Annotated in this window: 21 protein-coding genes and 1 pseudogene; 6 read left to right on the plus strand and 16 right to left on the minus strand. The window is 45.4% G+C overall.

From position 1 onward, the window contains the following. Positions 1-22: 22 nt before the first annotated feature. The 9 genes and pseudogenes from AC1HDP_RS09260 to tkt form a co-directional block, all read right to left on the minus strand. Complete coding sequence (locus AC1HDP_RS09260) at positions 23-1435, minus strand: hypothetical protein (RefSeq protein ID WP_479638526.1); 1413 nt, start codon at positions 1433-1435, stop codon at positions 23-25. A gap of 145 nt (positions 1436-1580) precedes the next feature. Continuing rightward, complete coding sequence (locus AC1HDP_RS09265; protein ID WP_479638527.1) at positions 1581-2111, minus strand: hypothetical protein; 531 nt, start codon at positions 2109-2111, stop codon at positions 1581-1583. Then, entirely contained in the window at positions 2104-2844 is a 741-nt protein-coding gene (locus AC1HDP_RS09270; protein WP_479638528.1) for a hypothetical protein, read from the minus strand. Before AC1HDP_RS09270 ends, AC1HDP_RS09265 begins: the two co-directional genes overlap by 8 nt. 416 nt (positions 2845-3260) lie before the next feature. Further along, on the minus strand, positions 3261-3995 hold the full coding sequence (locus tag AC1HDP_RS09275; RefSeq protein WP_479638529.1) for a DUF481 domain-containing protein: 735 nt from the start codon (positions 3993-3995) through the stop codon (positions 3261-3263). Between the two features lie 131 nt (positions 3996-4126). Beyond that, positions 4127-4936: pseudogene (locus AC1HDP_RS09280) on the minus strand (IS4 family transposase); the annotation flags it as partial. A 101-nt stretch (positions 4937-5037) separates the two neighbouring features. Further along, the gene (fba, locus tag AC1HDP_RS09285; RefSeq protein ID WP_479638530.1) at positions 5038-6105 is read right to left on the minus strand and encodes a class II fructose-bisphosphate aldolase; all 1068 of its coding nucleotides are present in this window, start codon (positions 6103-6105) and stop codon (positions 5038-5040) included. 105 nt (positions 6106-6210) lie between these two features. Beyond that, positions 6211-7386 (minus strand): phosphoglycerate kinase, encoded by a 1176-nt coding sequence (locus AC1HDP_RS09290; protein ID WP_479638531.1) that lies wholly within the window; start codon positions 7384-7386, stop codon positions 6211-6213. Positions 7387-7418: 32 nt separating this feature from the next. Continuing rightward, a complete protein-coding gene (epd, locus tag AC1HDP_RS09295; protein WP_479638532.1) occupies positions 7419-8432 on the minus strand; it encodes an erythrose-4-phosphate dehydrogenase in 1014 nt (337 codons plus the stop codon). 137 nt (positions 8433-8569) lie between these two features. Then, complete coding sequence (tkt, locus tag AC1HDP_RS09300; RefSeq protein WP_479638533.1) at positions 8570-10564, minus strand: transketolase; 1995 nt, start codon at positions 10562-10564, stop codon at positions 8570-8572. Positions 10565-10831: 267 nt separating this feature from the next. On the opposite strand from tkt, the gene metK reads away from it, so the two are divergent. Next, positions 10832-11983, plus strand: coding sequence for a methionine adenosyltransferase (gene metK, locus AC1HDP_RS09305; RefSeq protein ID WP_140933498.1), 1152 nt, complete (start codon positions 10832-10834; stop codon positions 11981-11983). A 67-nt stretch (positions 11984-12050) separates the two neighbouring features. Here metK and AC1HDP_RS09310 read toward each other — a convergent pair whose 3' ends face one another. Together AC1HDP_RS09310 and AC1HDP_RS09315 are read right to left on the minus strand one after the other, a co-directional pair. After that, entirely contained in the window at positions 12051-12374 is a 324-nt protein-coding gene (locus AC1HDP_RS09310) for a hypothetical protein (protein WP_479638534.1), read from the minus strand. A gap of 10 nt (positions 12375-12384) precedes the next feature. Further along, positions 12385-12897, minus strand: a complete 513-nt coding sequence (locus AC1HDP_RS09315) for a GNAT family N-acetyltransferase (protein ID WP_479638535.1) — start codon at positions 12895-12897, stop codon at positions 12385-12387. Between the two features lie 134 nt (positions 12898-13031). On the opposite strand from AC1HDP_RS09315, the gene AC1HDP_RS09320 reads away from it, so the two are divergent. Together AC1HDP_RS09320 and AC1HDP_RS09325 are read left to right on the plus strand one after the other, a co-directional pair. Further along, entirely contained in the window at positions 13032-13988 is a 957-nt protein-coding gene (locus AC1HDP_RS09320) for a GGDEF domain-containing protein (RefSeq protein WP_479638536.1), read from the plus strand. An 88-nt stretch (positions 13989-14076) separates the two neighbouring features. Next, on the plus strand, positions 14077-14484 hold the full coding sequence (locus tag AC1HDP_RS09325; protein WP_479638537.1) for an META domain-containing protein: 408 nt from the start codon (positions 14077-14079) through the stop codon (positions 14482-14484). Between the two features lie 74 nt (positions 14485-14558). Here the strand turns inward: AC1HDP_RS09325 and AC1HDP_RS09330 are convergent, their stop codons facing one another. From AC1HDP_RS09330 to AC1HDP_RS09350, 5 genes are all read right to left on the minus strand, one after another. Continuing rightward, entirely contained in the window at positions 14559-15869 is a 1311-nt protein-coding gene (locus tag AC1HDP_RS09330) for a dicarboxylate/amino acid:cation symporter (protein ID WP_479638538.1), read from the minus strand. A 142-nt stretch (positions 15870-16011) separates the two neighbouring features. After that, positions 16012-16296 (minus strand): hypothetical protein, encoded by a 285-nt coding sequence (locus tag AC1HDP_RS09335; protein WP_479638539.1) that lies wholly within the window; start codon positions 16294-16296, stop codon positions 16012-16014. 200 nt (positions 16297-16496) lie between these two features. Then, on the minus strand, positions 16497-17858 hold the full coding sequence (locus tag AC1HDP_RS09340; protein ID WP_479638540.1) for an L-serine ammonia-lyase: 1362 nt from the start codon (positions 17856-17858) through the stop codon (positions 16497-16499). Between the two features lie 77 nt (positions 17859-17935). Then, entirely contained in the window at positions 17936-19216 is a 1281-nt protein-coding gene (locus AC1HDP_RS09345) for a serine/threonine transporter (RefSeq protein WP_479638541.1), read from the minus strand. A gap of 494 nt (positions 19217-19710) precedes the next feature. After that, positions 19711-22287 carry an acylase gene (locus AC1HDP_RS09350; protein WP_479638542.1) on the minus strand — a complete coding sequence of 859 codons (2577 nt, stop codon included), beginning with the start codon at positions 22285-22287 and terminating at the stop codon, positions 19711-19713. 296 nt (positions 22288-22583) lie between these two features. Here AC1HDP_RS09350 and yjjX point away from each other — a divergent pair, with 296 nt between their 5' ends. From yjjX to AC1HDP_RS09365, 3 genes are all read left to right on the plus strand, one after another. Continuing rightward, entirely contained in the window at positions 22584-23120 is a 537-nt protein-coding gene (gene yjjX / locus AC1HDP_RS09355; RefSeq protein ID WP_479638543.1) for an inosine/xanthosine triphosphatase, read from the plus strand. 3 nt (positions 23121-23123) lie between these two features. Further along, positions 23124-24041: a GNAT family N-acetyltransferase gene (locus tag AC1HDP_RS09360; protein ID WP_479638544.1), complete on the plus strand. Its 918-nt coding sequence runs from the start codon at positions 23124-23126 to the stop codon at positions 24039-24041. 129 nt (positions 24042-24170) lie between these two features. After that, positions 24171-25211, plus strand: coding sequence for an NADP(H)-dependent aldo-keto reductase (locus AC1HDP_RS09365; protein WP_479638545.1), 1041 nt, complete (start codon positions 24171-24173; stop codon positions 25209-25211).

The raw sequence follows: 25211 nt of genomic DNA on the forward strand, positions 1-25211 counted from the left end.
AAATCTAAAGAGAATAAGCTGATTAATGGGTATCTGGCGCTTCTAATTCTGAGTTAATCGCCAAGATGTTTTCAGGTAAGCTGCTTTGGGTGAGCTCCACAATCCCAGAGCGGTTAACGGTTAACTTATATCTGGCATAACTTGGCGCTTGTTTGCCTTTTCGCAACGAAACCACCACGTTGATTTGGTAGCGACGCTCAGCCGAATCACTACTGACGTTACCATCTTGCTCGCGATACACCTTAATGTTACTGCGCTCTAAGTGACGTAAAAATGGCACTAAGTTGAAGTTAATCGATTCTTGAATTCTATGATATCCCGCTAAAAAACCTGTCTTGCTGACCTTAGCGTGCACCGCATAATGTAAGGTTTCTGACTCGACCTTATTCTGGCTATGGCGCCGTTGTAAAATATCTCTAACGGTATCAGGCATGTCTTTGCTGGTGACAAAATCCAGCCAAATACGCTGCTTGGCAATCACGCTTTGACTGACAGTATCGCGCAATATTCGGCTCCAACGTGGCCGCCCGCGCTGAATGCGGCGCCAAATGGCATCACGAATATCATCTTTAAAAATTTCGCGAAAACCGTAAATAATGGCGAGTACTACCACTAATGCCATGGTCAAGCCGCTCAGCATACCTTGCGCCTGAAACACCATGCTATAGACCACCATCATCACTAGCGCTGTTGCTACGCCTGTGGTCAGCTTTTTTAAGCCCTTACCCAATGAGCGCTGCTCTTGTTTAAGTACCACCCCTTGTTGCAGCAAGCGCCTTAATAGCAGCATCTTATTAGATATGCGGTTAGGGTCATTAACGGTTTGCGCTGAGTTATAGCGATTCACTTCGCGATAACTCGACTCTTCACGGCAAAAGGCTAAAGCGAGTTCTTTGCATTCAGCAAATTCGCTGGTGCGCGGGCTATGGCTTAAGAGTTTTAAAATCGCTTGCTCGCAAAACCATGACAAATAGTTATCGGCGTTTTCAAAGTAGGATTGCCATTTAGGATCGGCAGGTGAGCTGCGCCGAAACTTTTTTAGCATGACGGCTAATAGCCCAAGTTGTTCCTGCAGCGATGGGTAAAATAATTCAGGATCGCTAAGGCGCGCTAATTCTTTGCTATCGGTTTCAATGGCCACAGCAAATTGATAAGCAAAAAGGTTGAGGTAAATACGATAGTCCTCAAGGCTTTGCTTTTTAAAACTAGTGAAACGACCTTGAACTAAAGGTAAATGCAGGCCTTGCGAAAAATAAGAACGACGACCCAGTACCGCGCTATGGTGGAAGTCTTCTTCATTGAGCGACTTAGGGTTAATACCTAAATCTTGCGGCAGTGAGAAATATAAATCTACGCGCTGATCAGCGCCAGCTTCCAGCACTTGGCTGAACTTAATCGAATTGGAGGATTCTTGCTTAACTTGAATATCGGCCAATGAAGACTCCTCTGGCTATTAGTTCATACTGCGCCACAGTATAAGGCTCAAGCAGAGATTAAACCTAGTGAATTACTCACGCTTAACTCTTGATTACTGGTTTACTAAATTATGTTTTTGACAACCAAGTGTAGCTGTTCATGACTTAATATAGCTTTTGACAACTCCAGATATTATTGCCCGGCATAAAGCGTATGAATACTTGATTGTCTTGCTTAAATACTTGCGAAACTTGCATGGCAAGTGGCAGTTGGTTGTTGGTGAGGTTCAGCGCCTTGCGTCCTTGGTCGAGCACACGCACTATCTCAGCAGGAATATTCTTAGCGGTTAAATCCATATCGAACTCACCCGAGTGAATGATGAAATGATAAGTCATGTCTGATACATGAATAGATTCCAAACTGCCATGTAAAGTCACGCCGCCCACTCGGTCTTGGCCAGAAAAATAGTCATAGTCAAATATGACTTTATCCTGATTAATATTGACGCTAAGTTTGAGATTATTATGACCTTGCAATTTGTTAGCATCGTTATACACCACAGAGGCACACTGAAACTGCTCCTTAGCTGTATATTTACTAAGCAGAACTATGCCACCATAAACCACACCAACCACTAATACTATGGCTAAGACACAAATACCAAAGGCCATGCGCCAATCATTTAACTTAACCACAAATACCGACCTCAGTTAACCAAGCTGAATTAATTGCATAAATATTAAGCTCATGCTGAAATAACTTAATATTGCGGTATTCTGGAATCTCATTGTTATGCTTCATCAATACAAAATGAATCATAGAAGTATCATTGGAGATCGCATAGCCAATCATTTGCCAAGGAATATGTTTACAGGTTAATAATTGTTCCTGTAAATGATCGCTATTATTGACCACTTTATTCACTTGATCTTTTTCATGGGGAAAGACTTGCAGGGTTAATGTTTGGCCATAATCAGTGGTTATTTGCTGCTCGTAGACATTTTCAAAAGTCACCTCAATATCATCGATTTTTGGCAGTAACCAAAAGATCAATAACGCAATAACCACCACTACCATACTATACGCTAACAGAGGGATAGCTTGATAGGGGGAAGCATTTAACTGCGAACGTGGCGGTTTGCGGCCATGGAGCAAGTAACCCTGCACGCCGACAATTTCAAGTAAGGTGGCGTCTTTCGGCCCGATAAAATGATGCAACTTATGTATTATGGGGTTGAGTTGGAGTTGTTTATTGTCGCCGTTAAAATAGACGTATAACGTCTGGCGTGAAACCACTTTGTCACGATTATTCAGCAAGCAAAAAATCACAGCTAACTCAGTGTGATCTAATTGCCAAATCTGGCCTTCATCGGAAATTAATTGCTGTTTCTGATTATCTAACCAACAGCGGCCAATATGCATACTCACTCAATCTCAATAAATTTGGCATAGCAGTATACAAATAGAAGTTAAAAGCATAAGTGCTTAATATTCTATTTCGTGATCTTTACCTCAAAATAATATTCAGCCATAAATCCTTATTTAGTTTTATGAATGATTCATTGTTATTAGCCGACTTGCTGCTACTGAATGTTGTCGATACCGTGCTCTCTATTCATAAGAGTCAGTGTAGATTAGTGCCAATATAGGGAGCTGCCCCCCTATATTTATCGCATGTCTGTTTGTGTGACTTAGAACATGATTTGATATGCAACTTATGGTGTTATTTCTTGTGTGACTCAGTGCTTGATTTAGCGCGCGATTAACATGCTTCACTACGTATGGACACAGCAGTAATAAGCCCAGTCAAATGAGGAAAAACTAACATTTGCAAAGATAACAGCCTAGAACGAATATAATAAGGCTATGTTAGTTTCTGTATCTGTACTTTTTTTATCATCTAACGGTTCACTGTTATAACGCACTATCACAGAAAACTTCATGGCAAGGGCGCCAATAATATTGGCAGTAATAGAGGTTTCACTGCGACCATCAAGCTTATCGCCATAATCCGCCACCAATCTTTGGTTAAAGGTCGAGCTTTCACTGATTTTACTTTCAAAATTAACCCCAGCGTGCGCCACCCAGCTTTGCTCAGTTTCTTCGCCCAATAACAGCGCTTGCTCTGCATTTAAACGTTGATATACATAACCAGGACCAATTTGCACATCTAACTTAGTCGCTAAATCTTCAAAGACGGTATAGCCATAACCTGTGGCCGCCGTGATGGTATAGTCATAACCGGTAAAGGGATCTTTAAGATAACTTGAGTTCACAAACAAATAACTGCGCTCATCTAAGGCGTAATCGCCCTGCGCGCCGGCAAAATAACGCTCAGCAGTGACTACATCGGTATCCTTACTATAAAGCGCATTGGCCTCATAAGTGTTGTGCCAGTTAGCTATGTCATGCTCAAGTTTAACTGCGCCTTTGACCGATGACGTATCGGTATTGCCTGTGGTTAATGTGCCCCCTAATTCTGCCGCGCCACTAAAAGTCTTGTTCGCATTATCATCGGCAGCCAGTGCCGCTATTGGCAAACTGCAACACGCAGCCATTACCATTGCTTTAAATGTCATCAATACACCCTCTTGAAAATCAACGGAAGTTACTAAAAACACCTAAACATTAGCAAAATGTTAGTAATTTGACATTAAAAAACCCGCCAAGGCGTAATGCCGTTCACTTAGTGTGAACGGCATTAGGCAATAGGCCACTTCTTTCTGGCTTGAGGTGTGGTGGTTAACTGCACCAGTTGGTCGTGTTTTCCTAAAGAGAGTACCACTTCATATTGTGTGCCTTTCTTCAACGGCAGCAGCCAGTGGCTGTTAGGTTGAGCCTGTTGCCAGGCGTGCAAAAGCCCCAACGAATAGAAGCCTCTGTCAAACAGAGTCAGGCTGTTATTGGGTATGCTGGATATCAGTTCGGCGGCTAAATTCATTTCATTGACAGCAACAGAATCAAAGGTGCTGTTCAATACCAAGTGGCTGCTTAATTTCATCATGCAAACCATACGAATTTGAGGATAGGCAGCATCACCAGCAGCATTGGCGGTTTTGGCAAAGGCCTGGTTGTTTTGCTCACTATCAGGTGTTCGCCACACGACACCATCGACACCGTAGAGGTTGAGTCCACACCAATGAGGATGCTCTGCTCTCTCATGCCAGGTTTTGGCACTTCGCTTAAACACATCCTGAACAACGTCAGAGCCCAGCCGCTTGCGCGCTTGCGTGACAGCACTGCGAGCCACGTAATCCACCTCTTGAGGTAAGACGATAGCAAGCTTATTGATGAGAGAGCGGACGGACTCGCCTCTGAACAGAGCCATACCAATCACCGCCCAAATCATGGCATCCATAGGTAACTTACGTCGCCGTAAACTGGCAACACCATGTGAATCAAGGCACGACTGAATTAAATCAGGCTCAAGCACATCGGCCAGACAGGTGAATTCGGTATGACGATTGATATGAGTACGCGCCAAAGCGTCTGAAAGTTGCATAAAAAAATCCGATGACATGGGGTCATCGGATTTTGATCCTTTCAGTGAGATCGTCAAGCAATCTGTCTTAACTGATCGGCATTAGGCCAAGGCGGGCTTTCATAGCATCAGGGATTACATTAGAAGTTGATGCGTGGATCTAATTCGCCAGTTTGATAACGCTTATACATGGCTTGCAGCGACAATGGCTTGATTTTAGACGCCATACCCGCACAACCAAAGGCTTCATAGCGCTCAGTACAGATAGAATCCATAGCATCCATTGACGCCTTTAAGAATTTACGAGGATCAAATTCGGCTGGATGTTCAGCTAAGAACTTACGCACAGCGCCAGTTGAAGCCAAACGTAAATCAGTATCAATGTTCACTTTACGCACACCGTGCTTAATGCCTTCGACGATTTCTTCTAACGGCACGCCGTAAGTTTCTGGAATTTGACCACCGTATTGGTTGATGATCTTCAACCATTCTTGTGGCACTGACGATGAACCATGCATCACTAAGTGAGTGTTAGGAATGCGGGCATGAATTTCTTTGATGCGATCGATGCGCAGTACGTCACCCGTAGGTTTACGGCTGAACTTGTACGCGCCATGGCTAGTACCAATGGCAATAGCTAAGGCATCAACGTGCGTGGCAGCAACAAACTTAGCGGCTTCATCTGGAGTCGTCAGCATTTGGTCGTGGCTTAAAATGCCTTCGGCGCCAATGCCATCTTCTTCACCAGCCATGCCAGTTTCTAAACTACCTAAACAGCCAATTTCGCCTTCCACAGAAACGCCACAAGCGTGAGCAAAAGCTACGGTTCTGCGAGTCACATCAACGTTATATTCATAGCTTGCTGGAGTTTTGCCATCAGCCATTAAGGAGCCATCCATCATCACAGATGACATGCCTAATTGAATTGAACGCTGACATACATCTGGGTGAGTACCGTGATCTTGATGAATACACACAGGGATATCTGGATATTGCTCTAACGCCGCCGCCATTAAATACTTAAGAAACTGTGGACGAGCATATTTGCGAGCACCAGCAGATGCTTGAACAATCACAGGACTGTCAGTGGCTTCTGCGGCCTGCATAATGGCGCGCATTTGCTCTAAGTTATTAACATTGAATGCTGGCACACCATAGCTATGTTCAGCAGCATGGTCCAGCAATTGACGTAGGGAAATAAGGGCCATTTTAAACTCCAATAATAGGGTGATGTTTCACCGAGGTCGCTATCGATTGACTCGACATTGATTGTGCCGACTTACGCCGGCTCCTTAGTGGCAATAGAATTATTATTATTTACCACGACTTAACAGCATAGCCACTGCTGGTAACTCTTTACCTTCAAGAAACTCAAGGAAAGCGCCGCCGCCAGTAGAGATGTAAGACACTTTATCGGCAATGCCATACTTATCAACGGCTGCTAAGGTATCGCCGCCGCCAGCAATTGAGAAGGCTTCAGAATCTGCAATCGCTTGGGCAATACGCTTAGTACCTTCGCCGAACTGATCAAACTCGAACACGCCCACAGGGCCGTTCCACACGATAGTGCCAGCGTTGGCAATAATGGCAGCTAAGGCTTCAGCGCTATCTGGGCCGATATCAAAAATCATTTCGGTATCAGAGACTTCTGATACATCTTTTAAGGTAGCGCTCGCCGTTGGGCTAAACTCACTCGCAACCACTACATCGGTAGGGACAGGAATGTCACCGCCGCGGCTTTGGGCATTAGCCACTAAGCGCTTAGCTTCATCAAGCAGGTCAGCTTCATACAGGGATTTACCAACATTGTGGCCTGCCGCTGCAATAAATGTGTTAGCAATACCGCCGCCAACCACTAACTGGTCAACTATCTTAGATAAGCTTTCTAATACCGTCAGTTTGGTGGATACTTTTGAGCCGCCAACAATAGCAACTAATGGACGCTTAGGGTTATCCATAGCGCGACCTAAAGCATCAAGTTCACCGGCTAACAACGGGCCAGCACAAGCAATCGGCGCATATAAACCAACACCATGGGTTGAGGCTTGGGCGCGATGAGCAGTGCCAAAAGCATCCATCACATAGATGTCACACAGACTTGCCAGTTTGCGAGCTAAAGTTTCATCATCCTTTTTCTCGCCTTTGTTAAAGCGCACGTTTTCAAATACCACTAACTCACCAGCAGCAACTGTTATGCCATCAAGATAATCACTTGCTAAGCGCACTGGATAATCTAACGCTTGCGCTAAATAATCGACCACTGGCTGCATTGAGAATTCAGCAGCAAACTCACCTTCTACTGGGCGGCCTAAATGTGACATGACCATCACAGCAGCGCCCTGCTCTAAGGCTAATTTCAAGGTAGGCAAAGACGCACGAATACGGGCATCACTAGTCACTTTACCTGCGCTCACTGGCACATTGAGGTCTTGACGGATCAGTACGCGTTTACCGGCAAGTGCTAAATCTGTCATATTAATAATTGGCATGGGTTATTTCCTTATTTCGTAAATAGAATTCGTTATTGTTTGATTTGATGCCAAGCCAAGCTGGTATCTAGCATCCGCTGCGCAAAGCCCCATTCGTTATCGCACCACAATAATAATTTGACCAAGTGGCCGGCGCTGACACGGGTTTGGGTACCATCCACTATGCAGGAGCGGGGATCATGATTGAAGTCACACGAGACCAAAGGCTCATTGGTGTAACCTAAAATCCCGGAAAACATGCCGAGCGCCGAACGCTCAAGCAATTGATTAACTGTGGCGATATCAACCTTACTCACCAAAGTCACTGACAAATCAATGGCGGTGACATTAATCGTCGGCACGCGCACTGAAATGGCTTCAAACTTATCTTTCATTTGCGGCAAAATGCGCTCAATACCGCGGGCAAGCTTAGTATCCACAGGGATAATAGATTGACTGGCAGCGCGGGTGCGGCGCAAATCGTCATGATAAGCATCGATAACAGGTTGGTCATTCATGGCTGAATGAATAGTAGTGATGGCGCCACTTTTAACGCCAAAATGCTCATCAAGCACTTTAATCACGGGCACAATACAGTTAGTCGTGCAGGATGCATTAGAGACTATAGTGTGACTGGCTTGCAAGCTGTCATGGTTGACTCCATAGACTATGGTGGCATCCACATCAGCTGAAGAAGGGTTAGAAATTAATACTTTGCGAGCGCCTGCCTGCAAATGCGCTTCACAGGCTTGCCTGTCGTTAAGGCTACCCGATGCTTCAAGCACTAAATCAATGGCTAGCGCTTGCCAAGGCAATAAGTGCGCCTGCGCTTCATGCAGTAATACAATGTTATCATCGCCAATACACATATGGTTTTGGTGATATTCCACCGGCAATGGAAAGCGACCATGAGTGGTGTCGTAACGGGTTAAATGCACCATAGCCTCAGGTGTCGCCAATTCGTTAATTGCGACTATCTGAATATGCTGGCGTTTTCCTGATTCGTATAAGGCTCTTAATAAAGAACGCCCTATTCGACCATAGCCGTTTATCGCAACTCTAATCATAGGCAGACACTTCCTCCATGGCGGACGCAGATATAGCACAGCGGCCTATCCTAATCACTAGGTAAGCCGCTGTTATAGGTCAGCTTAATGCCGACCTTATCAGTAAGCACCATCACACTGGTACTCACTGAGTGTGATTAATTCAGCAGTTCGTTGGCGGCGTTAACCACATTTTCTGTGGTAAAGCCGAACATTTTGAATAATTCACCCGCTGGTGCTGACTCTCCAAAGCTAGTCATACCAATAATGCGGCCATTTAAGCCCACATACTTGTACCAGAAATCAGCAATACCAGCTTCAATGGCTACGCGCGCTGTCACTGAGCTTGGCAGTACCGCTTCGCGGTAAGCTTTATCTTGCTTATCAAACATATCGGTAGCTGGCATAGACACAACGCGTACTGCGCGGCCATTGGCAGTTAACTGCTCGTAAGCTGACATAGCTAATTCCACTTCAGAACCTGTGGCAATCAAGATCAGCTCAGGTGTGCCAGCGCAATCTTTAAGGATGTAACCACCCTTGGCGATATTGGCTAACTGCTGCGCATCACGAGTTTGCTGCGCTAAATTCTGGCGCGAGAAAATCAGTGAAGTTGGGCCATCTTTACGCTCGATAGCAAACTTCCAAGCCACGGCTGATTCTACCTGATCACATGGGCGCCAAGTGCTCATGTTTGGCGTCAAACGCAGTGAAGCAATTTGCTCAACCGGCTGATGGGTAGGACCATCTTCACCCAGACCAATAGAGTCATGGGTATAGACCTGAATATTTTGAATCTTCATCAGGGCAGCCATACGCATAGCATTGCGGGCATATTCCATAAACATCAGGAAAGTCGCGCCGTACGGTACAAAACCGCCATGCAGAGCGATACCGTTGATGATGGCGGTCATACCAAATTCACGCACACCATAATGGATATAGTTGCCAGACGCATCATCATGAGTCAGCGCTTTTGAGCCAGACCACATAGTCAGGTTGGATGGCGCTAAGTCAGCGCTGCCGCCCATAAATTCTGGTAACAACTTACCATAATGCTCTAACGCATTTTGTGATGCTTTACGTGACGCTATGCTAGCTGGATTGGCTTGCAGTTCAGCAATATAAGCATCGGCTTTTTCAGCAAAGTCAGCTGGCAGTTCACCGTTTACGCGGCGTAAATACTCAGCAGCTAACTCAGGATGCGCTGCGCTATAGGCCGCAAATTTCTCATTCCACGCCGCTTCTTTGGCAGCGCCTGCTGATTTAGCATCCCAAGACGCATAAATTTCTGCAGGGATTTCAAATGGACCATGAGCCCAGCCTAGGAATTCACGAGTCGCTGCAATTTCAGCAGCACCTAATGGTGCGCCGTGGCAGTCATGAGAACCTGACTTATTTGGTGAGCCGTAACCAATAATGGTTTTGCAGCAAATTAAGCTTGGGCGTGGGTCAGCTTTAGCGGCAACGATGGCAGCATTAATAGCAGCGCTATCGTGACCATCAACGCCAGCGACTACATGCCAGCCGTATGCTTCAAAGCGCTTAGGGGTATCATCACTAAACCAGCCTTCAACATGACCGTCGATAGAAATACCGTTGTCATCCCAAAACGCGACTAACTTGCCTAAGCCTAAAGTGCCAGCTAACGAACAGGCTTCGTGAGAAATACCTTCCATTAAGCAACCGTCGCCAAGGAAAGTATAAGTATGGTGATCAACAATCTCGTGGCCGTCACGGTTAAACTGGGCGGCTAATGCACGCTCAGCCAGCGCCATACCTACAGCATTAGTAATACCTTGACCTAATGGACCAGTAGTCGTTTCAATCCCTGGCGCATAACCATACTCAGGGTGACCTGGAGTACGTGAATGCAATTGGCGGAATTGTTTTAAATCTTCGATGGTTAAGTCATAACCACTGAGGTGAAGCAGCGAGTAATGCAGCATAGAACCATGACCATTTGACAATACAAAACGATCGCGATCTGCCCAGGTAGGATTGTGTGGGTTATGGTTTAAATGGTCGCGCCATAAAACTTCGGCGATATCTGCCATGCCCATAGGTGCACCAGGATGCCCTGAGTTTGCTTTTTGAACTGCGTCCATACTTAACGCACGGATAGCGTTGGCGAGTACTTTACGGGAAGACATGCTCTCTCCTGCTTATTATTGAGACTTGCGTGCAACAACCAATGATGGAGCCACATTTTCCCTTACATACGAGGTTGAAGCAAATGAAAATGTCGCATTTTCACGCATCAGTTTGGGGCTATTTTTAGGGTGAAAAAACTCAACTAGCTCACAAACTGCATGAATTTTTGCTCACTGAGGGTGATCATAGGGCAAATTTCATCTAGAATAGCCGTCTAGATGTAGATGCTTCTACATAATTAACTTATTTAACGAGATTTTGTGAATATGGCAAATCACCTGTTTACTTCTGAGTCAGTATCAGAAGGTCATCCCGATAAAATCGCCGATCAGATCTCTGATGCGGTATTAGATGCAATCCTAGAGCAAGATCCTAAGGCACGCGTTGCCTGTGAAACTTATGTCAAAACTGGCATGGTTCTGGTCGGTGGTGAAGTAACCACTTCTGCGTGGGTTGATATTGAAGAACTGACTCGTAAAACAGTTCGTGAAATTGGTTATACCAACTCAGACATGGGCTTTGATGCCGATTCATGTGCGATTCTGAATGCTATCGGTAAGCAATCACCTGATATTAACCAAGGTGTTGATAGAGCCGATCCTAAAGAGCAAGGCGCTGGTGACCAAGGCTTGATGTTTGGTTACGCCAACAATGAAACTGACGTGCTGATGCCAGCACCTATCACTTACGCACACGCACTGGTTAAGCGCCAGTCTGAAGTGCGTAAGAGTGGTCTGTTACCTTGGTTGCGTCCAGATGCTAAGAGCCAAGTAACTTTCGCTTATGATGACAACAAGATTGTAGGCATTGATGCCATCGTGTTGTCGACTCAACATTGCGACAGCGTTAGCCAGAAAGATTTAATCGAAGGCGTGATGGAAACTATCATCAAGCCAGTACTGCCTGAGCAGTGGTTAAATGCCAATACTAAGTACTTCATTAACCCAACTGGTCGCTTTGTGATTGGTGGCCCTATGGGTGACTGTGGTTTGACTGGCCGTAAAATCATCGTAGATACCTACGGCGGTATGGCTCGTCACGGTGGTGGTGCTTTCTCTGGTAAAGATCCATCAAAAGTAGACCGTAGCGCGGCTTATGCAGCTCGCTATGTTGCTAAGAATATCGTGGCAGCAGGCTTAGCCGATCGCTGTGAAATTCAAGTGTCTTACGCTATTGGTGTGGCTGAACCTACTTCTATCAGCGTTGAAACTTTCGGTACTGGCAAGCTGTCTGAAGACAAGCTGATCCAACTGGTACGTCAGCACTTCGACCTGCGCCCATACGGCTTAACTGAAATGTTAGATTTGGCTCGTCCTATCTATCAAGCGACTGCGGCTTACGGCCACTTTGGTCGTGAAGAGTTCCCATGGGAGCGTACTGACAAGGCTGATGATCTGCGCACTGACGCCGGTTTATAACTTTGTTGTTAGTCAAAAAGCGAACCTAGGTTCGCTTTTTTTGTGCCTAAAAACCGCTGAGCTAACCTTAGATATGATCAAAATGATTGTATTGCATCATTAGCATAGGCAAGTGGCTTAAGGGTAAGGCGGCCATAGTCACAGCCGTTAATGTCGTAAGCTCTGGCATAGACTCATTATCAAGCGCCGTTAAATTCGATTGCAAACTGCGCTCATCACCGCAATCAAAGCAGCCATCATCAGACTCAATTACAAGCCGAGTAGTTTGTCCTTGCGCTTGGCGCCATACCTTAACGGTTAAGCCTTCATGACTCCACAGCGACAATAAACACTGAGCCAAATGCTGACTTGATAGCACTAACTTGGAGGCGATAAATTGCTCGGATGTCATCTATGCCTCATTAAATATCACGGTTGAGCAAATAATAATCTTGCCCTTGGCTTGAGAAGTAACTTGCGACTGTCATCATGCCCTCGCGGCTATGGGCCTGAAACGATGCCTCATTATCTTCTGCCACTATGGCCTGGATCGAGCGGTATTGTTGTTCTAAATGCGTTAAGGCGAAAGCAAATAATTGCCCGCATAAGCCATGACCACGCTCAGAAGGACTCACCCACACAGGCCCCCAATGACAGCAAGGCGCCGCTTTTCGTTCTTGCTTAACCAGATCAAAGCCTTTTTTATACAGAGGCATAGACACCATAGTTTGCCAATCAGCGGCTATGCCATAAGCAATCGCTTTGGATTCTTTAGTGGCGAATACCACCAGATGTTTTTCCAGCAGAAGACTCAGCAGTTGCCGAGGTAAGGCCTCACTTTGCCAATGGCCGCGACTTTCTTGCCGAGCGTGACAGGACTCAAGCTGACACAAGATATCGAGATCACTTAAGCTCGCAATTCGTAGCTGATACATAAGGCACTCCTCTTTAAAAAGGCATTATATGCCTGATAGCACTTGCTATTAATATCAAAATCTGGATTTTTAATTTACAAATTTCAGCATCTGCCCCACACTGATTAAATAACAGCCATGCAAGGACGCAACAGATGTTAACCAGCGAGTTCGACCCGTCACAAAGTATTTTAGAAAATGAGCATAATACGATTAACCTCGTTCGTTGGTTTCAACAATGTGAATTACTAAACGACTATTACAAATCATCTAAAATCATAGTTTTACAAAGAACCAATGCAGGTTATGAGGTAATTACTTGCGCAGGCGATCATTTATTGCACCCAGGCCTGGTGATAGAATTAGCTAACCCTCTTATTGAGCAATGCATAAAAGCACCTTGGCAAGGCTTACAAATCAAACTGTCAGAAACTCAGCTATCCCTGCCTGAGCAAGTTGGCCAACTGGAATATATTATTTCGCGGCCAATCCGCTGGCCTGACAGTAGTGACTTTGGTTGCTTAATTGTCTTATCTGAAAGTGACCCATTAACTGCTCATGCCTCATTGGCCATGCTGGAACCGGTTCAAGTCTTACTGCAACAAGACTTAGCCTTAATGTGTCAAAATCAGCGCATAAGCTCACTCTCTATGCGTGACCGCCTGACAGGCATGCTCAATCAATATGGCTTCTTAATGATGGCGCCACGGCAATTAGCCTTAGGTCGCCGTTTTGGATCTCATGCGGGTATTTTATTTTTTGAATTAATGAATAACTCCAGTTATGGCGAAATCACAGAGAAAGATCAGCAAGTGTTAGGCCGCGTGATCCAAGATACGATTCGTACCGCAGATATTGCCGCAAGATACACTGATAAGGACTTTGTGGTGTTAGTGTTCCTTGATTCAGATAGGGATTTACAGCACATTATTCGCCGTGCCGAAAAATCACTGCAGCAGCAGGCCGATCATCTTGTCCTTGATGCTTACGCGTGCTTCTTTAGCCCAGATTCATCGTCTAAGCTTGCGCCTATGATCCAAATCACCCGTGCAGGCCTTAAATCTCAGCAAACTAAGCCAAGTGTTACTAGTGATTCTCAGATGCCAGTGTAATTAATCGACAATTGTCGCTTTCTTTTTTTGCTATCAAGCAATACTTAGATACACTAAGGCCTTAGTACACTTTATTGGGGATGTATTCATGTTTAAACGCGTACTCGCAATCACCACTTTGGCTCTCACTTTAGGTGGTTGCCAAGCTACCACGCCAAGCAGTGACTTAGAGCTGATTGGTCAATGGAAAATTGAAACCATCATGGGTCAACCTACGGTTGATTACAGCCCAGCAGAACTAATTTTCAGCGCAGATGGCACCTTAACCGGTAACAACAGCTGTAATCAATTCTTTGGCAAATATGAGTTTGCGAATAACCAATTAACCTTGATGCCTGCTGGCACGACCATGAAGGCTTGTGTTGATGCTTTGATGGCTCAAGAGCAATTAGTGAATCAAGCTATGCCTGTTGTAGCCAGCACTCAATATGCCAATGGCCAATTGAGCCTGCTCGATGGCGAAGGTCAAGTATTGCTGGTGTTAACTAAGCAGTAATTTGATGCAAAAAACCGCCCGATGGCGGTTTTTTAATGGCTACAACTGATAACCTTGCGGTTGTCTTTACTGACTCATGCTTGCTTCTGCTCAGCTTCATTCGCCATACGTACGCTGTCTTGAATATCGGCATTATAATGTTCTTCATCAAGCGCATTTTCAGACTTAGCAATCACAGTAGTCGCAACCAAATCGCCTGATACATTGACAACAGTTCGCGCCATATCAAGCAACCTATCAATTCCTGCAATCAAAGCGACACCTTCAAGGGGTAAACCGACGGTAGTTAATATCAAGGTCAGCATAACTAAGCCTGCGCCCGGCACACCCGCGGTTCCAATCGATGCTAAGGTTGCTGTTAACACTATCGTCAGGTAATCCACCCAAGTCAAACTGATACCAAAGGCTTGTGCCACAAATAGTGCGGTAACCCCCTGATATAAAGCAGTACCATCCATATTAATGGTAGTGCCAAGGGGCAACACAAAGCTTGAAATCTTCTTATTAACACCAAGATATTCACTGGCGCACTTCATGCTTGCAGGCAATGTCCCTGCAGTACTTGAGGTGGTAAATGCCACAGCCATGGCGTTACTAATTCCTTTAAAAAATTGCTGCGGGCTTAAGCCTGCCATCAGTTTTAACACTAGGGAATAAAAGCCAAGAATATGCAGCGCGCAGCCAAGATATACGGCAAAAATCACTTTAATTAAGGGCAGTAACATCGCGGCGCCATACTCACCGGCCACCCATGCCATTAAGCCAAACACGCCATAAGGAGCGAGCTTCATCACCATATCGGTAAGCTTATACATGGCTTCCGCCAAGCTTGTAAATAACGCGATAGCAGGCTTGCCTTGTTCGCCAATCAGCACTAGCGCAATACCTAGAGCCACTGCAAAAACAATTACTTGTAATATTTGACCATTAGCGAGTGCAGCGATGGGGTTAGTCGGAACAATATTGATTAAGGTATCCATGAGTGATGGCGCGGCAACAATGACATCAGAGGTCACAGTAGTGGTTAATCCTAAGCCAGCACCAGGTTCAATCAATACGCCGATAGCCAGACCAATACTGATAGCTATGGTTGTGGTCACCAAATAAAAAGCGAAGGATTTAAAGCCAACACGGCGCATGCTCACTGTATCTTGCATTGAGGTGACACCGACTATCAGGGAGCAAAACACCAACGGTACAATCAACATCTTAATGGTATTAACGAACAAGGTTCCTATGGGTTTTAACGCCACCGCATCAGGACCTAAGATGATACCTGCCAGAATACCTAGGACCATACCAATCAAGATTTGGCTCCATAGAGGCAAAGATAACCAGCGCGCCCAAGTCGTCGGTCGCGGGGGTGAAGAAGCAGTTTTTGTCATGGTAGGCAAACCTTGTTATGCAGTAAATTGACGTCCATCCATGGTGTTGAGCGTCAGCCCAAAAAAGGGGGGCAAAGTCTACCACAGACACAAAATTGACGCGGGTGATCTGCATCACATTTAACGGCGCGCCGCCCTGCGGTTATGCGCTAAATTCAGATTTAGCGGGATTTGCATCAAACTGCTGTGGATACAGGGATGATGGCGGTTGCTCCCTTAAGATTAAGTGCTGCCAATAAGCCTCATCAAATGCCGAAAACAAATGAAATTGTCGCCCTTCGGCCTTGAGCACAAGTATCCACCATACCAGCCCCCACAAACCTAAGGTAATAATGGTTAACACAAAATGAACCACTAACATTCGAGTGGAAAATGACGGCGCAGGAACTGCTGGATACTGATAGGGTTTATCTTGCACTTTACTCATTGCTACACCTAATTAATGACCATGCATAAGAGTTAGTGTAGCAAGCTTACGACTTTAGTCTAATGCCAGACTTAGACAACTCAGCTCCGTAATTCCCCGATAAGCTCTGAACTCGCAGCCTAATTAGCGACATAAATTTTAGGAAAAAAAAACCACAATCAACGATTGTGGTTTGTAAGCAAAGGCTTGCGATTAAGTCATTATAAGTTAATGACGTTAATGGCTAAACCACCTTGGCTAGTTTCACGGTACTTAGGCAGCATGTCCTTACCGGTTTCATACATGGTAGCAATCACTTTATCTAAGCTCACGGTTGGCTCAGAGCTGCGACGCATCGCCATACGAGTTGAGTTAATCGCTTTCATTGAAGCAATCGCGTTACGCTCGATACATGGCACCTGTACTTGACCAGCTACTGGATCGCACGTTAAGCCCAAATTATGCTCCATGCCGATTTCAGCAGCGATACATACTTGTACTGGGCTTGCACCCATCAATTCAGCCAGACCTGCAGCAGCCATAGAACAAGCTACACCGACTTCACCCTGACAGCCAACTTCAGCGCCAGAGATAGAAGCGTTACGCTTGTATAAAGAACCAATAGCGGCAGCAGCTAAGTAGAACTTAGTAGATTCTTTCTGACCCACGCTTTGAATGAACTTGTCATAGTAAGCGATTACCGCAGGAATGATACCAGCAGCGCCGTTGGTTGGGGCAGTTACTACGCGGCCACCGGCAGCGTTTTCTTCACTCACAGCTAAGGCAAACATGTTAACCCAATCAACAATTACCATAGGGTCAGCAGATAAACGCTCACCAGTAACTAATTGACGGTATAAGGCAGGAGCACGACGTGGAACACGCAGTGGGCCGGCTAAAATGCCTTCAGTATGACAACCGCGCTCGATACCTTCACGCATCACATTCCATACGCGACCAAAGCCAGCATAAACTTCTTCTTCAGTGCGGAATGACATTTCATTAGCCATCATGATGGCGCTGATGCTCATACCGGTTTCTTTACAAATCGCCAGTAATTCTTCAGCGTTAGCAAAAGGATGAGCCACAGTAATATCAGTCGCTGCAGTTTTGCCGAAGTTTTCTTCGTCAACCACAAAACCACCACCGATAGAGTAGTAAGTCTTGCTGTACTCAAGCTTGTCACCCACCCATGCGTGGATCTTCATGCCATTCTCATGCAAAGCCAAAGCTTCAGTATGGAAAACCATTGCATCACTTGGGAAATCAACAGTATGGCAATGCAGACCTACAGCTAAACGACCAGTTTGCTCAACACGCTGAATGAACTCAGGAATAGCTTCAATATCAACATTTTCAGGGCTGTTACCAGCTAAACCCATGATGATAGCGATATCAGTATGGTGACCTTTACCGGTTAATGACAGTGAACCGTACACATCCACAGTAATTTTGGTAATGTCACGTAAGCTTCCTTTCGAACGTAAATCATCAATAAATTCTTTAGCCGCTTTCATAGGGCCAACAGTATGTGAACTCGAAGGGCCCACACCAATTTTAAAAATATCAAATGCGCTAAACATAACTATATAACCTCAAAAACGCAGAAATCGGGCCAAATGGCCCGATCCTTGGGAACACTGTTTAGACTGACTTGGGATTAGCCAAGTAAACCGAACAGGATAGCGGTCATAGACAACAGACCAGCAATAATAACGAAGATATTGCTTACACGACCACGGTATTGCTTGAGAGCTGGAACCTTGTACACAGCGTACATAGGCATCAGGTACAAGATAGCCGCGATGATTGGACCACCCAGAGCTTCAATCATGCCCAAGATACTTGGGTTGATGATGGCAACGCCCCAGATAGTTAGGAACATGAAGCCAAGGATAAACTTGCTGATACCGGCTTCATTCACTTTTTTACCAGAGCTTTCGCACTGCTTAACAATCAGACCACGCATACCTTCGCTAGCACCTAAGTAGTGACCGAAGAAAGACGATACGATGGCGATAAAGGCAATCAGTGGAGCGAAGTAAGTCACAAATGCACTGTCATGAGCGTTGGCTAAGTATGACAGGATAGGCAGGTTTTGTGCTTTTGCTTCAGCTAACTGCGCTGGAGTCAGAGACAATACACAAGAGAATACGAACAACATCACGAAGCCAACCAGCATCAGTGAAGTGTTACGTAAAATGATGTCCGCTTTACGAGAAGCATTCACACCATGGTCACGCTTTTGCGATACCGCAAACTGTGAAATCGCAGGTGAATGGTTGAAAGCGAAAATCAGTACTGGAATAGTTAACCAGATAGTACCTAAGAAATCACCAGCCGCTGGGATTTGCTCTAATGCAGAAGTATTCCAGTTAGGGATTAAGTACAGAGACATAAATGCCAGGATAGCCACTAATGGGTAAACCAGGAACTGAGTTACTTTCAACATCAGTTTCTCACCTGCGATCATCACAGACATCATGCCTAAGATCAGAACGCCAGATAATATCCAACGTGGCAGAGATTCCATGCCTAATTGGTTTACCATGAAGCTATCAACAACGTTGGTGATCCCAACACCGTAAATTAATACGATTGGATAGATAGCGAAGAAGTACAGTAAAGTGATGGCTTTACCAGCGCCTTTACCAAAATGCTCTTCAACTACTTGAGTAATGTCGCTGCCTTCAATTTTTGAAGAACACACGAAACGAGATAAGCCACGGTGAGCCAGATAAGTCATAGGACCAATCAAGATAGCCATCACAACTAGCGGCCAAAAACCGCCCATACCAGCATTGATAGGTAAGAACAAAATACCAGCACCAACAGCAGTACCGAACAAGCTCAGCATCCAAGTGGTATCTTGACGGGTCCAAGGCAGTTTAACGCCCTTGGTCTCGGTTGGTGCTTGAGCACCGGTCGCATTTTTTTGCATATAATTACCTTTGCACTGTAAACAGCTAATATTTATTTTATTTGCGCAAAGGATAGCGTTTTATGCTGCAAAAAACATGTGGAATCGCTAATTTAAGTCATGAAATTTCAGATTAAACCGATATTGAGATCTAGATCGCCAATTTGACGTTATTTTATTCCAAAGGCGCAGCGTTAAATTCACAAAAAGAACGACCAACCGCAACACCGAGATTACCTAAATGACTTGCGATCAATCTTACTCAAAAAAATCGCCCCTAGCAAAAACCTTTGTAGATCACAAATATAGCAATTTCGTGACGAGCGCCAAAGAGGTGTTTAATTAGTGAGACCTGCATCACTATCGAAACTGTTAATATTTAACAACTAACCTCACCTTTTACAACCGCGCTAACTCCACAAAAAAATAAATCATTAAATTACAAACACTTAATAAGATATAAATGCCAAAGGCCGCAGTCTAGACTGCGGCTTTGCTCAACCACTCGTAATCTATTACTTGTTAGTTAACGTCATGCTAGAAATTAGGTTGGCTTCAATCTCCGCTGAGGTAAACAACAGCGGCCTTAAGCCTTCACCGCGACTATAACGCTCAGTCTGGTCGGCAAATTCCGCGCGCTGAATGTTACTCGACTGCGAATAAGTCAAAATCCCACGAGCCTCTGGCCCCTCATCGGTAAAGTTAACCAAGAAAATCCAACTTGAACCATAACGAATGGGATAACCTTCAGCGGTTAGACCAGAGGCTAGCGGCTTTTTGGTTAACGCATCCACTGAACTTGGATAGCTATGCTGAGGTATTAAGGTGTCATCCCCAGTTAAACGGGTAGAGAACACGTTAAAGCCGCCTTCTACATGATGACTGCCAGGCCAAGGTAAACGCTGCCCGCTAGGCAATCCATTAGGCAAGGAGCGCTCGACAAATTGTACATCCCCAAGAGGCGCTGCCACAGTAAAGCCTGCCGCTTCCAAGTTTAAACTTGCGCGCGCTAAGGTTACTAACGCGCTGCCATCCTTGTTTAAGGTGTTTGGCGTAGTCACAGGATTAGTGGCATCAAACACGCTAGTTAAGTGCTTTGTTTGATCAAACAAATGCGCAAACTCACGAATAAGTGCGCCGCCTATACTGTCGGTATCTTGACGGCCATTCCACTGCGTAAGCGCCGCACATGCCGCGCTAATATCCACTTGTTGAGTGGCGGATACGGCAACGGGCGTACTGCCTTGCGCTTGGCATTGAGCAATCAAATCGCTACCAACTAAGTCCATCAAATAGATGTGATTACCTAGCATGACTTGTTCAAGTTCATCTAAATTAAATTTGCCATCACTGCCGCCACCTGTTTGCAGCAAGCTCAGTCCCATGCGAGTACGCAGCGATAACGCCTTATTAAGATTGCCATACATAGGTGAGAAATAGACTAATGGCTCACTCGGGTTAGTCATCCAAAAAGAATCGTTAGAGTTCTGCACAAAGTCACTGCGCAGCATTTTCGGCGCATATTGATAAGCTGTTGGCCCATCGAAGGCGAACATAGACGTGTTACCCGGCAAAATGGTAAAGCCTGCCTTGGATTTTGCGGCATTGATATCAGGTGAGGTTTTTAACAGTACAACGGCGGCCTCTGACAAACCAGGCACTGCAGAGTCATCAATATAGAAGGCATTACCTTCTTTATCGGCATACATAGTATTATTGAAAATTAAGCCATCATAGTCTTTCATGGCTTGAGTAAATTCATCCAAGTTAGTGGCCATATTCATGGCGAGCCATTGATCTAACGGATCGCTATTGCCTGAGTTAACATCTTGAACCATAAAGGCTTGAGTATCAGTCCAACCAAATGGCGCGACTGATGCCGGCGCTTCTAGCATAGGTCCTTTGGCGGTGAGATAAATATCCTTCTCAGCCACTAAAATCCCAGCGCGCCCAGCATTAACCTTAATTTTTACTGTTTCTTTGCTGATAGGTTTTAATGCGCCATCAAAGAGATAGCTCATGCGATCACCAGATTTAAGCTCCAAGTTATACACCACAAAATGCTCAGACGTTGAGAAAGTATGAGTCCAGGCTAAATCTTTATTAAAACCAATATTAATAAGCCCAGGCATACCGACTAATGAGCCGCCCATCATGTCTAAATGGCCAGGAATAGTGGTATGAGATTGCCAAAAACGTAAATTACCTGTGTGCGGAAAATGCGGATTACCAAGCACCATGCCGCGGCCACTTTCAGTTTTATCGCGGCCAAGGCCCCAACCGTTAGAGCCTAAATCTCTTGGATTTTTTTCAGGTAAGGTGATGTTATTGCCATGGGCTAGCAGTTTGCCCTCAAGCTCAGTGGTAAATTGCTGGCGCGCAGTAGCTAACTGTTCATTAGCCGGCGCAGGTCCAACAATACGCGGTAAGTATTCATCACCATCGCCAGGGTTGGCGTAAAAAATTAAATCTAAGAAGTTAGCTGCGCCCGGTAATGCGGTGATCGAGAATATATAAGTGAGGAAATCGACTTCACTAATCGGCTTAACCCAAGGTTTGCCAGCGCAAAATGGTTCTGGCTGACTTTCTTTACCAGAAGCGATATCCGCCAAATATTGGTTATAGCCAGACACAAAGCCCATGATTAACGCTTTAGACTTATCAGTCATGGTTGGCCATTTAGCTTCGGCCATTGATCGGACTTTTAAAGCTTTATAACCAAAGTCAGAAATCAAGTTGCCGTTATCTTCACTCGTTGGCATACCTGTGGTGAAATCAAGTGAGGCGTGCGGACCAAAATAGAGTGAACGCTCAGAGTTAGCTTTAATAAAACCATCGGCCAAGATACACAAGTTATCTTGCGCCTGCACATAAGCACTGCCATAAGCCAAACTTTGCAAATTATCGGCTTGAATATGGGGCACACCGTAAGTCGTGCGCTTTATGCTAGCGCTGAGCTTACCGTCTGGCGCAAAAATTGGCACCTCGGCGACTTCAGGTCCGACAGCATCATTGCTATCGCTATTGCAGCCAGCCAATAAGAGTGAGCTAGTCACTCCCATCATGGCGAGTATGAGTCTGTTGAATTTCATTATTGTTATCCTTATTTGATTACCCGTGCGACCTAATGCCGACAGGGCGCACTCCATTGACAGTAAGCTTTGTTGTTAGCATAAATGCTGCCGTTTACTCAGCGTGCTGGTGCTTAGCGACTGAGCTGCACTCGCGACTCTTTGGGGCTAAGTCTAAGTTAAGCTTGGCCTTGATGAGCACTTGGGGATAGCTAAGCGCTATGGCACAATGTCATAAGCAAGATACCTAAAGCGCAACAATATTCAAACAAAGCATTAAATAATCGCATGAAAAATAATGTAAGGTAACTTTTTAGATGGCAAGTCAACTTATCTCCATTACAGTGGGCTCACTGAATCCGGTGAAAATTGCCGCAGCGCAGCAAGCTTTCACTGAGCTATTTCCAGATGTTCCCATTGAATGCCGCGGACTTGATGCCCCATCCGGGGTTAATGACCAACCTATGACGGCCAGTGAAACTCGCCTTGGTGCCCTCAATCGCGTCAAATTTTGTCAAGCTCATGCCAAGGCGGATTATTTTCTTGCCATGGAAGGCGGCGTCGATATGTTTGAAGATGGACCGGCCACCTTTGCTTATATAGTGATAGCCCACCAAGACACCTTCAGCGTTAATCGCAGTGCTAGCCTGCCCTTGCCAACACAAGTCTATGACGGCTTAGTTGCAGGTGAGGAGCTAGGTGATGTCATGGACGCCATGTTTAATACCGTCAATGTTAAGCAAGCAGGCGGCGCTATCGGTCTACTCACCAATGGGGTAGCGAGCCGTCAAAGCAATTACGTGCAAGCCATTATTTTAGCCATGGCGCCGTTATTACATCCTGCGAGATACTAATTTATGACAGCCACAGAACAAGGAATGCTAACCACTGTGATGCAACTGCAAGACGACCTCGCTCAACTCACGCAAATAGAGTCCCATGCACTTAACTGGTTACAGTTTCAATATCTAAAACAGCTTAACCAGCAAGCCCTTGGCGTCAGTGCCTTAGCGCAACTATTTAAGGTGGATAAATCCAATGCCAGTCGCCAACTCAAGCAGCTAGCGCTGCACGGCTGGCTTAACATGCTAGATTCGAACCGTGATGGCCGCGCGCGCATGGCCGTGATAACTCCAGCAGGAAGGCTGCAATATTTAGATTATCAAAGCCAAGTGGATAAGCGCTTCGGCTTAATTCAAGCTCAGTTCACAGCGCAGCAATGGCAGCAGCAACAAGAACATATAACGCGCTTACATAAAGCTATTCGTCAAAGCCAATTACAACAAGGGTTTGAATTACGAGAGATTGAACCTAAAGATAATCAGGCCATTGCTAGTATCATTCGCCAAGTATCCGCTGAATATGGCTTAGGCGCCGACCAAGGCTTTGCCGTAGCGGATGTCACTTTGGATAGCTTGGCAGCTGTGTATCAAGCCAATGGCAGTAGTTATTGGGTCATAAGTTATCAGGGCAAGTTACTCGGCGGTGGCGGCATAGCGCCGCTAGTAGGTAGTGATCCCGCGGATAAAATATGTGAACTGCAAAAAATGTACTTTTTACCCAGTATGCGCGGGCGCGGCTTGGCGCGTCGTTTAGCCCAGCACGCCTTACAATTTGCAAAGGATGCGGGTTATCAGCAATGTTACCTTGAAACCACCGCCCGCTTAACGGAAGCCATAGCCCTGTATCAATCCCTTGGGTTTGAATCTTTATGCGCCGCTAAAGGCAATACTGGCCATAACTCCTGTGAATTGGCTATGTTAAAGCAACTCTAATGCATTCACTTTGACTAGCCATAGCGACAAGTGTTTAAGTTTTAGACATATAAACAGCCAAGACTAGGCAGATGTGTCTTGTCCTGTTAGCCTGAAATTCACAGAGATCATTTAGTTAAAGGTGTGCCAATGGAATATTATCGCCTGCCCCATTCTTCTCTTAATGTCAGCAAACTTTGCCTTGGAACTATGACCTGGGGTGAACAAAATACTCAAGCCGAAGCTTATTCACAACTTGACTTTGCCATAGGTAAAGGCATCAATTTTATCGATACCGCAGAAATGTATCCGGTGCCGCCTAAGCACGAAACACAAGGTGAAACCGAGCGTATTTTAGGGCGTTATCTCAAGGAGCGAGGTAACCGCGATCAGTTGATTATTGCCACTAAAATTTCAGCCCCAGGTGGCAAGAGTGACTATATCCGGCCGAACATGGCGCTAGATTGGAATAATATCCAGCAAGCGGTTGATGGCTCATTACAGCGCTTAGGCATTGATTGCATTGATCTCTATCAGCTACATTGGCCAGATCGCAATACTAACTTCTTTGGCCAATTAAATTATGAGGCGCAGGAAAACGAGCACTTTACTCCCATCCTTGAAACCCTTGAAGCCTTAGCTGAAATGATCCGCCTCGGTAAAATTCGCTATATCGGGGTGTCAAATGAGACGCCTTGGGGCTTGATGAAATATCTGCAATTGGCTGAAAAGCATAGCTTGCCGCGCATTGTTTCAGTGCAAAATCCTTATAACTTACTCAATCGCAGCTTTGAAATTGGTATGAGCGAAATTTGTCATCGTGAATCCTTGCCACTGCTAGCTTACTCGCCCATGGCATTTGGTGCCTTAAGCGGCAAATATTGCCATAACCAATGGCCAGAAGACGCACGCATGACAGTGTTTAAGCGCTTTAATCGCTATTCAAACAATCAGCAAGCCCTCGATGCCACTCAAGCTTATGTTGATTTAGCCCATCAACATCAACTGAGCCCAGCGCAACTCGCCCTCGCCTTTGTCAATCAACAATCCTTTGTGGGCAGTAATATTATTGGCGCCACCAATTTAGCCCAGCTCAGTGAAAACATAGGTAGTCTATCGCTCGCCTTAAGCTCTGAAATTAAGCTCGCCCTCAATGAGCTTGCCAAGCAATATCCCGTGCCTTGCCCATAA

It is taken from the genome of Shewanella sp. ISS20 (assembly GCF_056522965.1).

What these genes read in the sequence shown, in the direction of transcription:
- AC1HDP_RS09275 (WP_479638529.1), bottom strand. Translation starts at nt 3,995, where the DNA reads ATGACATTTAAAGCAATGGTAATGGCTGCGTGTTGCAGTTTGCCAATA.
- fba (WP_479638530.1), bottom strand. Translation starts at nt 6,105, where the DNA reads ATGGCCCTTATTTCCCTACGTCAATTGCTGGACCATGCTGCTGAACAT.
- AC1HDP_RS09290 (WP_479638531.1), bottom strand. Translation starts at nt 7,386, where the DNA reads ATGCCAATTATTAATATGACAGATTTAGCACTTGCCGGTAAACGCGTA.
- epd (WP_479638532.1), bottom strand. Translation starts at nt 8,432, where the DNA reads ATGATTAGAGTTGCGATAAACGGCTATGGTCGAATAGGGCGTTCTTTA.
- tkt (WP_479638533.1), bottom strand. Translation starts at nt 10,564, where the DNA reads ATGTCTTCCCGTAAAGTACTCGCCAACGCTATCCGTGCGTTAAGTATG.
- metK (WP_140933498.1), top strand. Translation starts at nt 10,832, where the DNA reads ATGGCAAATCACCTGTTTACTTCTGAGTCAGTATCAGAAGGTCATCCC.
- AC1HDP_RS09310 (WP_479638534.1), bottom strand. Translation starts at nt 12,374, where the DNA reads ATGACATCCGAGCAATTTATCGCCTCCAAGTTAGTGCTATCAAGTCAG.
- AC1HDP_RS09315 (WP_479638535.1), bottom strand. Translation starts at nt 12,897, where the DNA reads ATGTATCAGCTACGAATTGCGAGCTTAAGTGATCTCGATATCTTGTGT.
- AC1HDP_RS09320 (WP_479638536.1), top strand. Translation starts at nt 13,032, where the DNA reads ATGTTAACCAGCGAGTTCGACCCGTCACAAAGTATTTTAGAAAATGAG.
- AC1HDP_RS09325 (WP_479638537.1), top strand. Translation starts at nt 14,077, where the DNA reads ATGTTTAAACGCGTACTCGCAATCACCACTTTGGCTCTCACTTTAGGT.
- AC1HDP_RS09330 (WP_479638538.1), bottom strand. Translation starts at nt 15,869, where the DNA reads ATGACAAAAACTGCTTCTTCACCCCCGCGACCGACGACTTGGGCGCGC.
- AC1HDP_RS09335 (WP_479638539.1), bottom strand. Translation starts at nt 16,296, where the DNA reads ATGAGTAAAGTGCAAGATAAACCCTATCAGTATCCAGCAGTTCCTGCG.
- AC1HDP_RS09340 (WP_479638540.1), bottom strand. Translation starts at nt 17,858, where the DNA reads ATGTTTAGCGCATTTGATATTTTTAAAATTGGTGTGGGCCCTTCGAGT.
- AC1HDP_RS09345 (WP_479638541.1), bottom strand. Translation starts at nt 19,216, where the DNA reads ATGCAAAAAAATGCGACCGGTGCTCAAGCACCAACCGAGACCAAGGGC.
- AC1HDP_RS09350 (WP_479638542.1), bottom strand. Translation starts at nt 22,287, where the DNA reads ATGAAATTCAACAGACTCATACTCGCCATGATGGGAGTGACTAGCTCA.
- yjjX (WP_479638543.1), top strand. Translation starts at nt 22,584, where the DNA reads ATGGCAAGTCAACTTATCTCCATTACAGTGGGCTCACTGAATCCGGTG.
- AC1HDP_RS09360 (WP_479638544.1), top strand. Translation starts at nt 23,124, where the DNA reads ATGACAGCCACAGAACAAGGAATGCTAACCACTGTGATGCAACTGCAA.
- AC1HDP_RS09365 (WP_479638545.1), top strand. Translation starts at nt 24,171, where the DNA reads ATGGAATATTATCGCCTGCCCCATTCTTCTCTTAATGTCAGCAAACTT.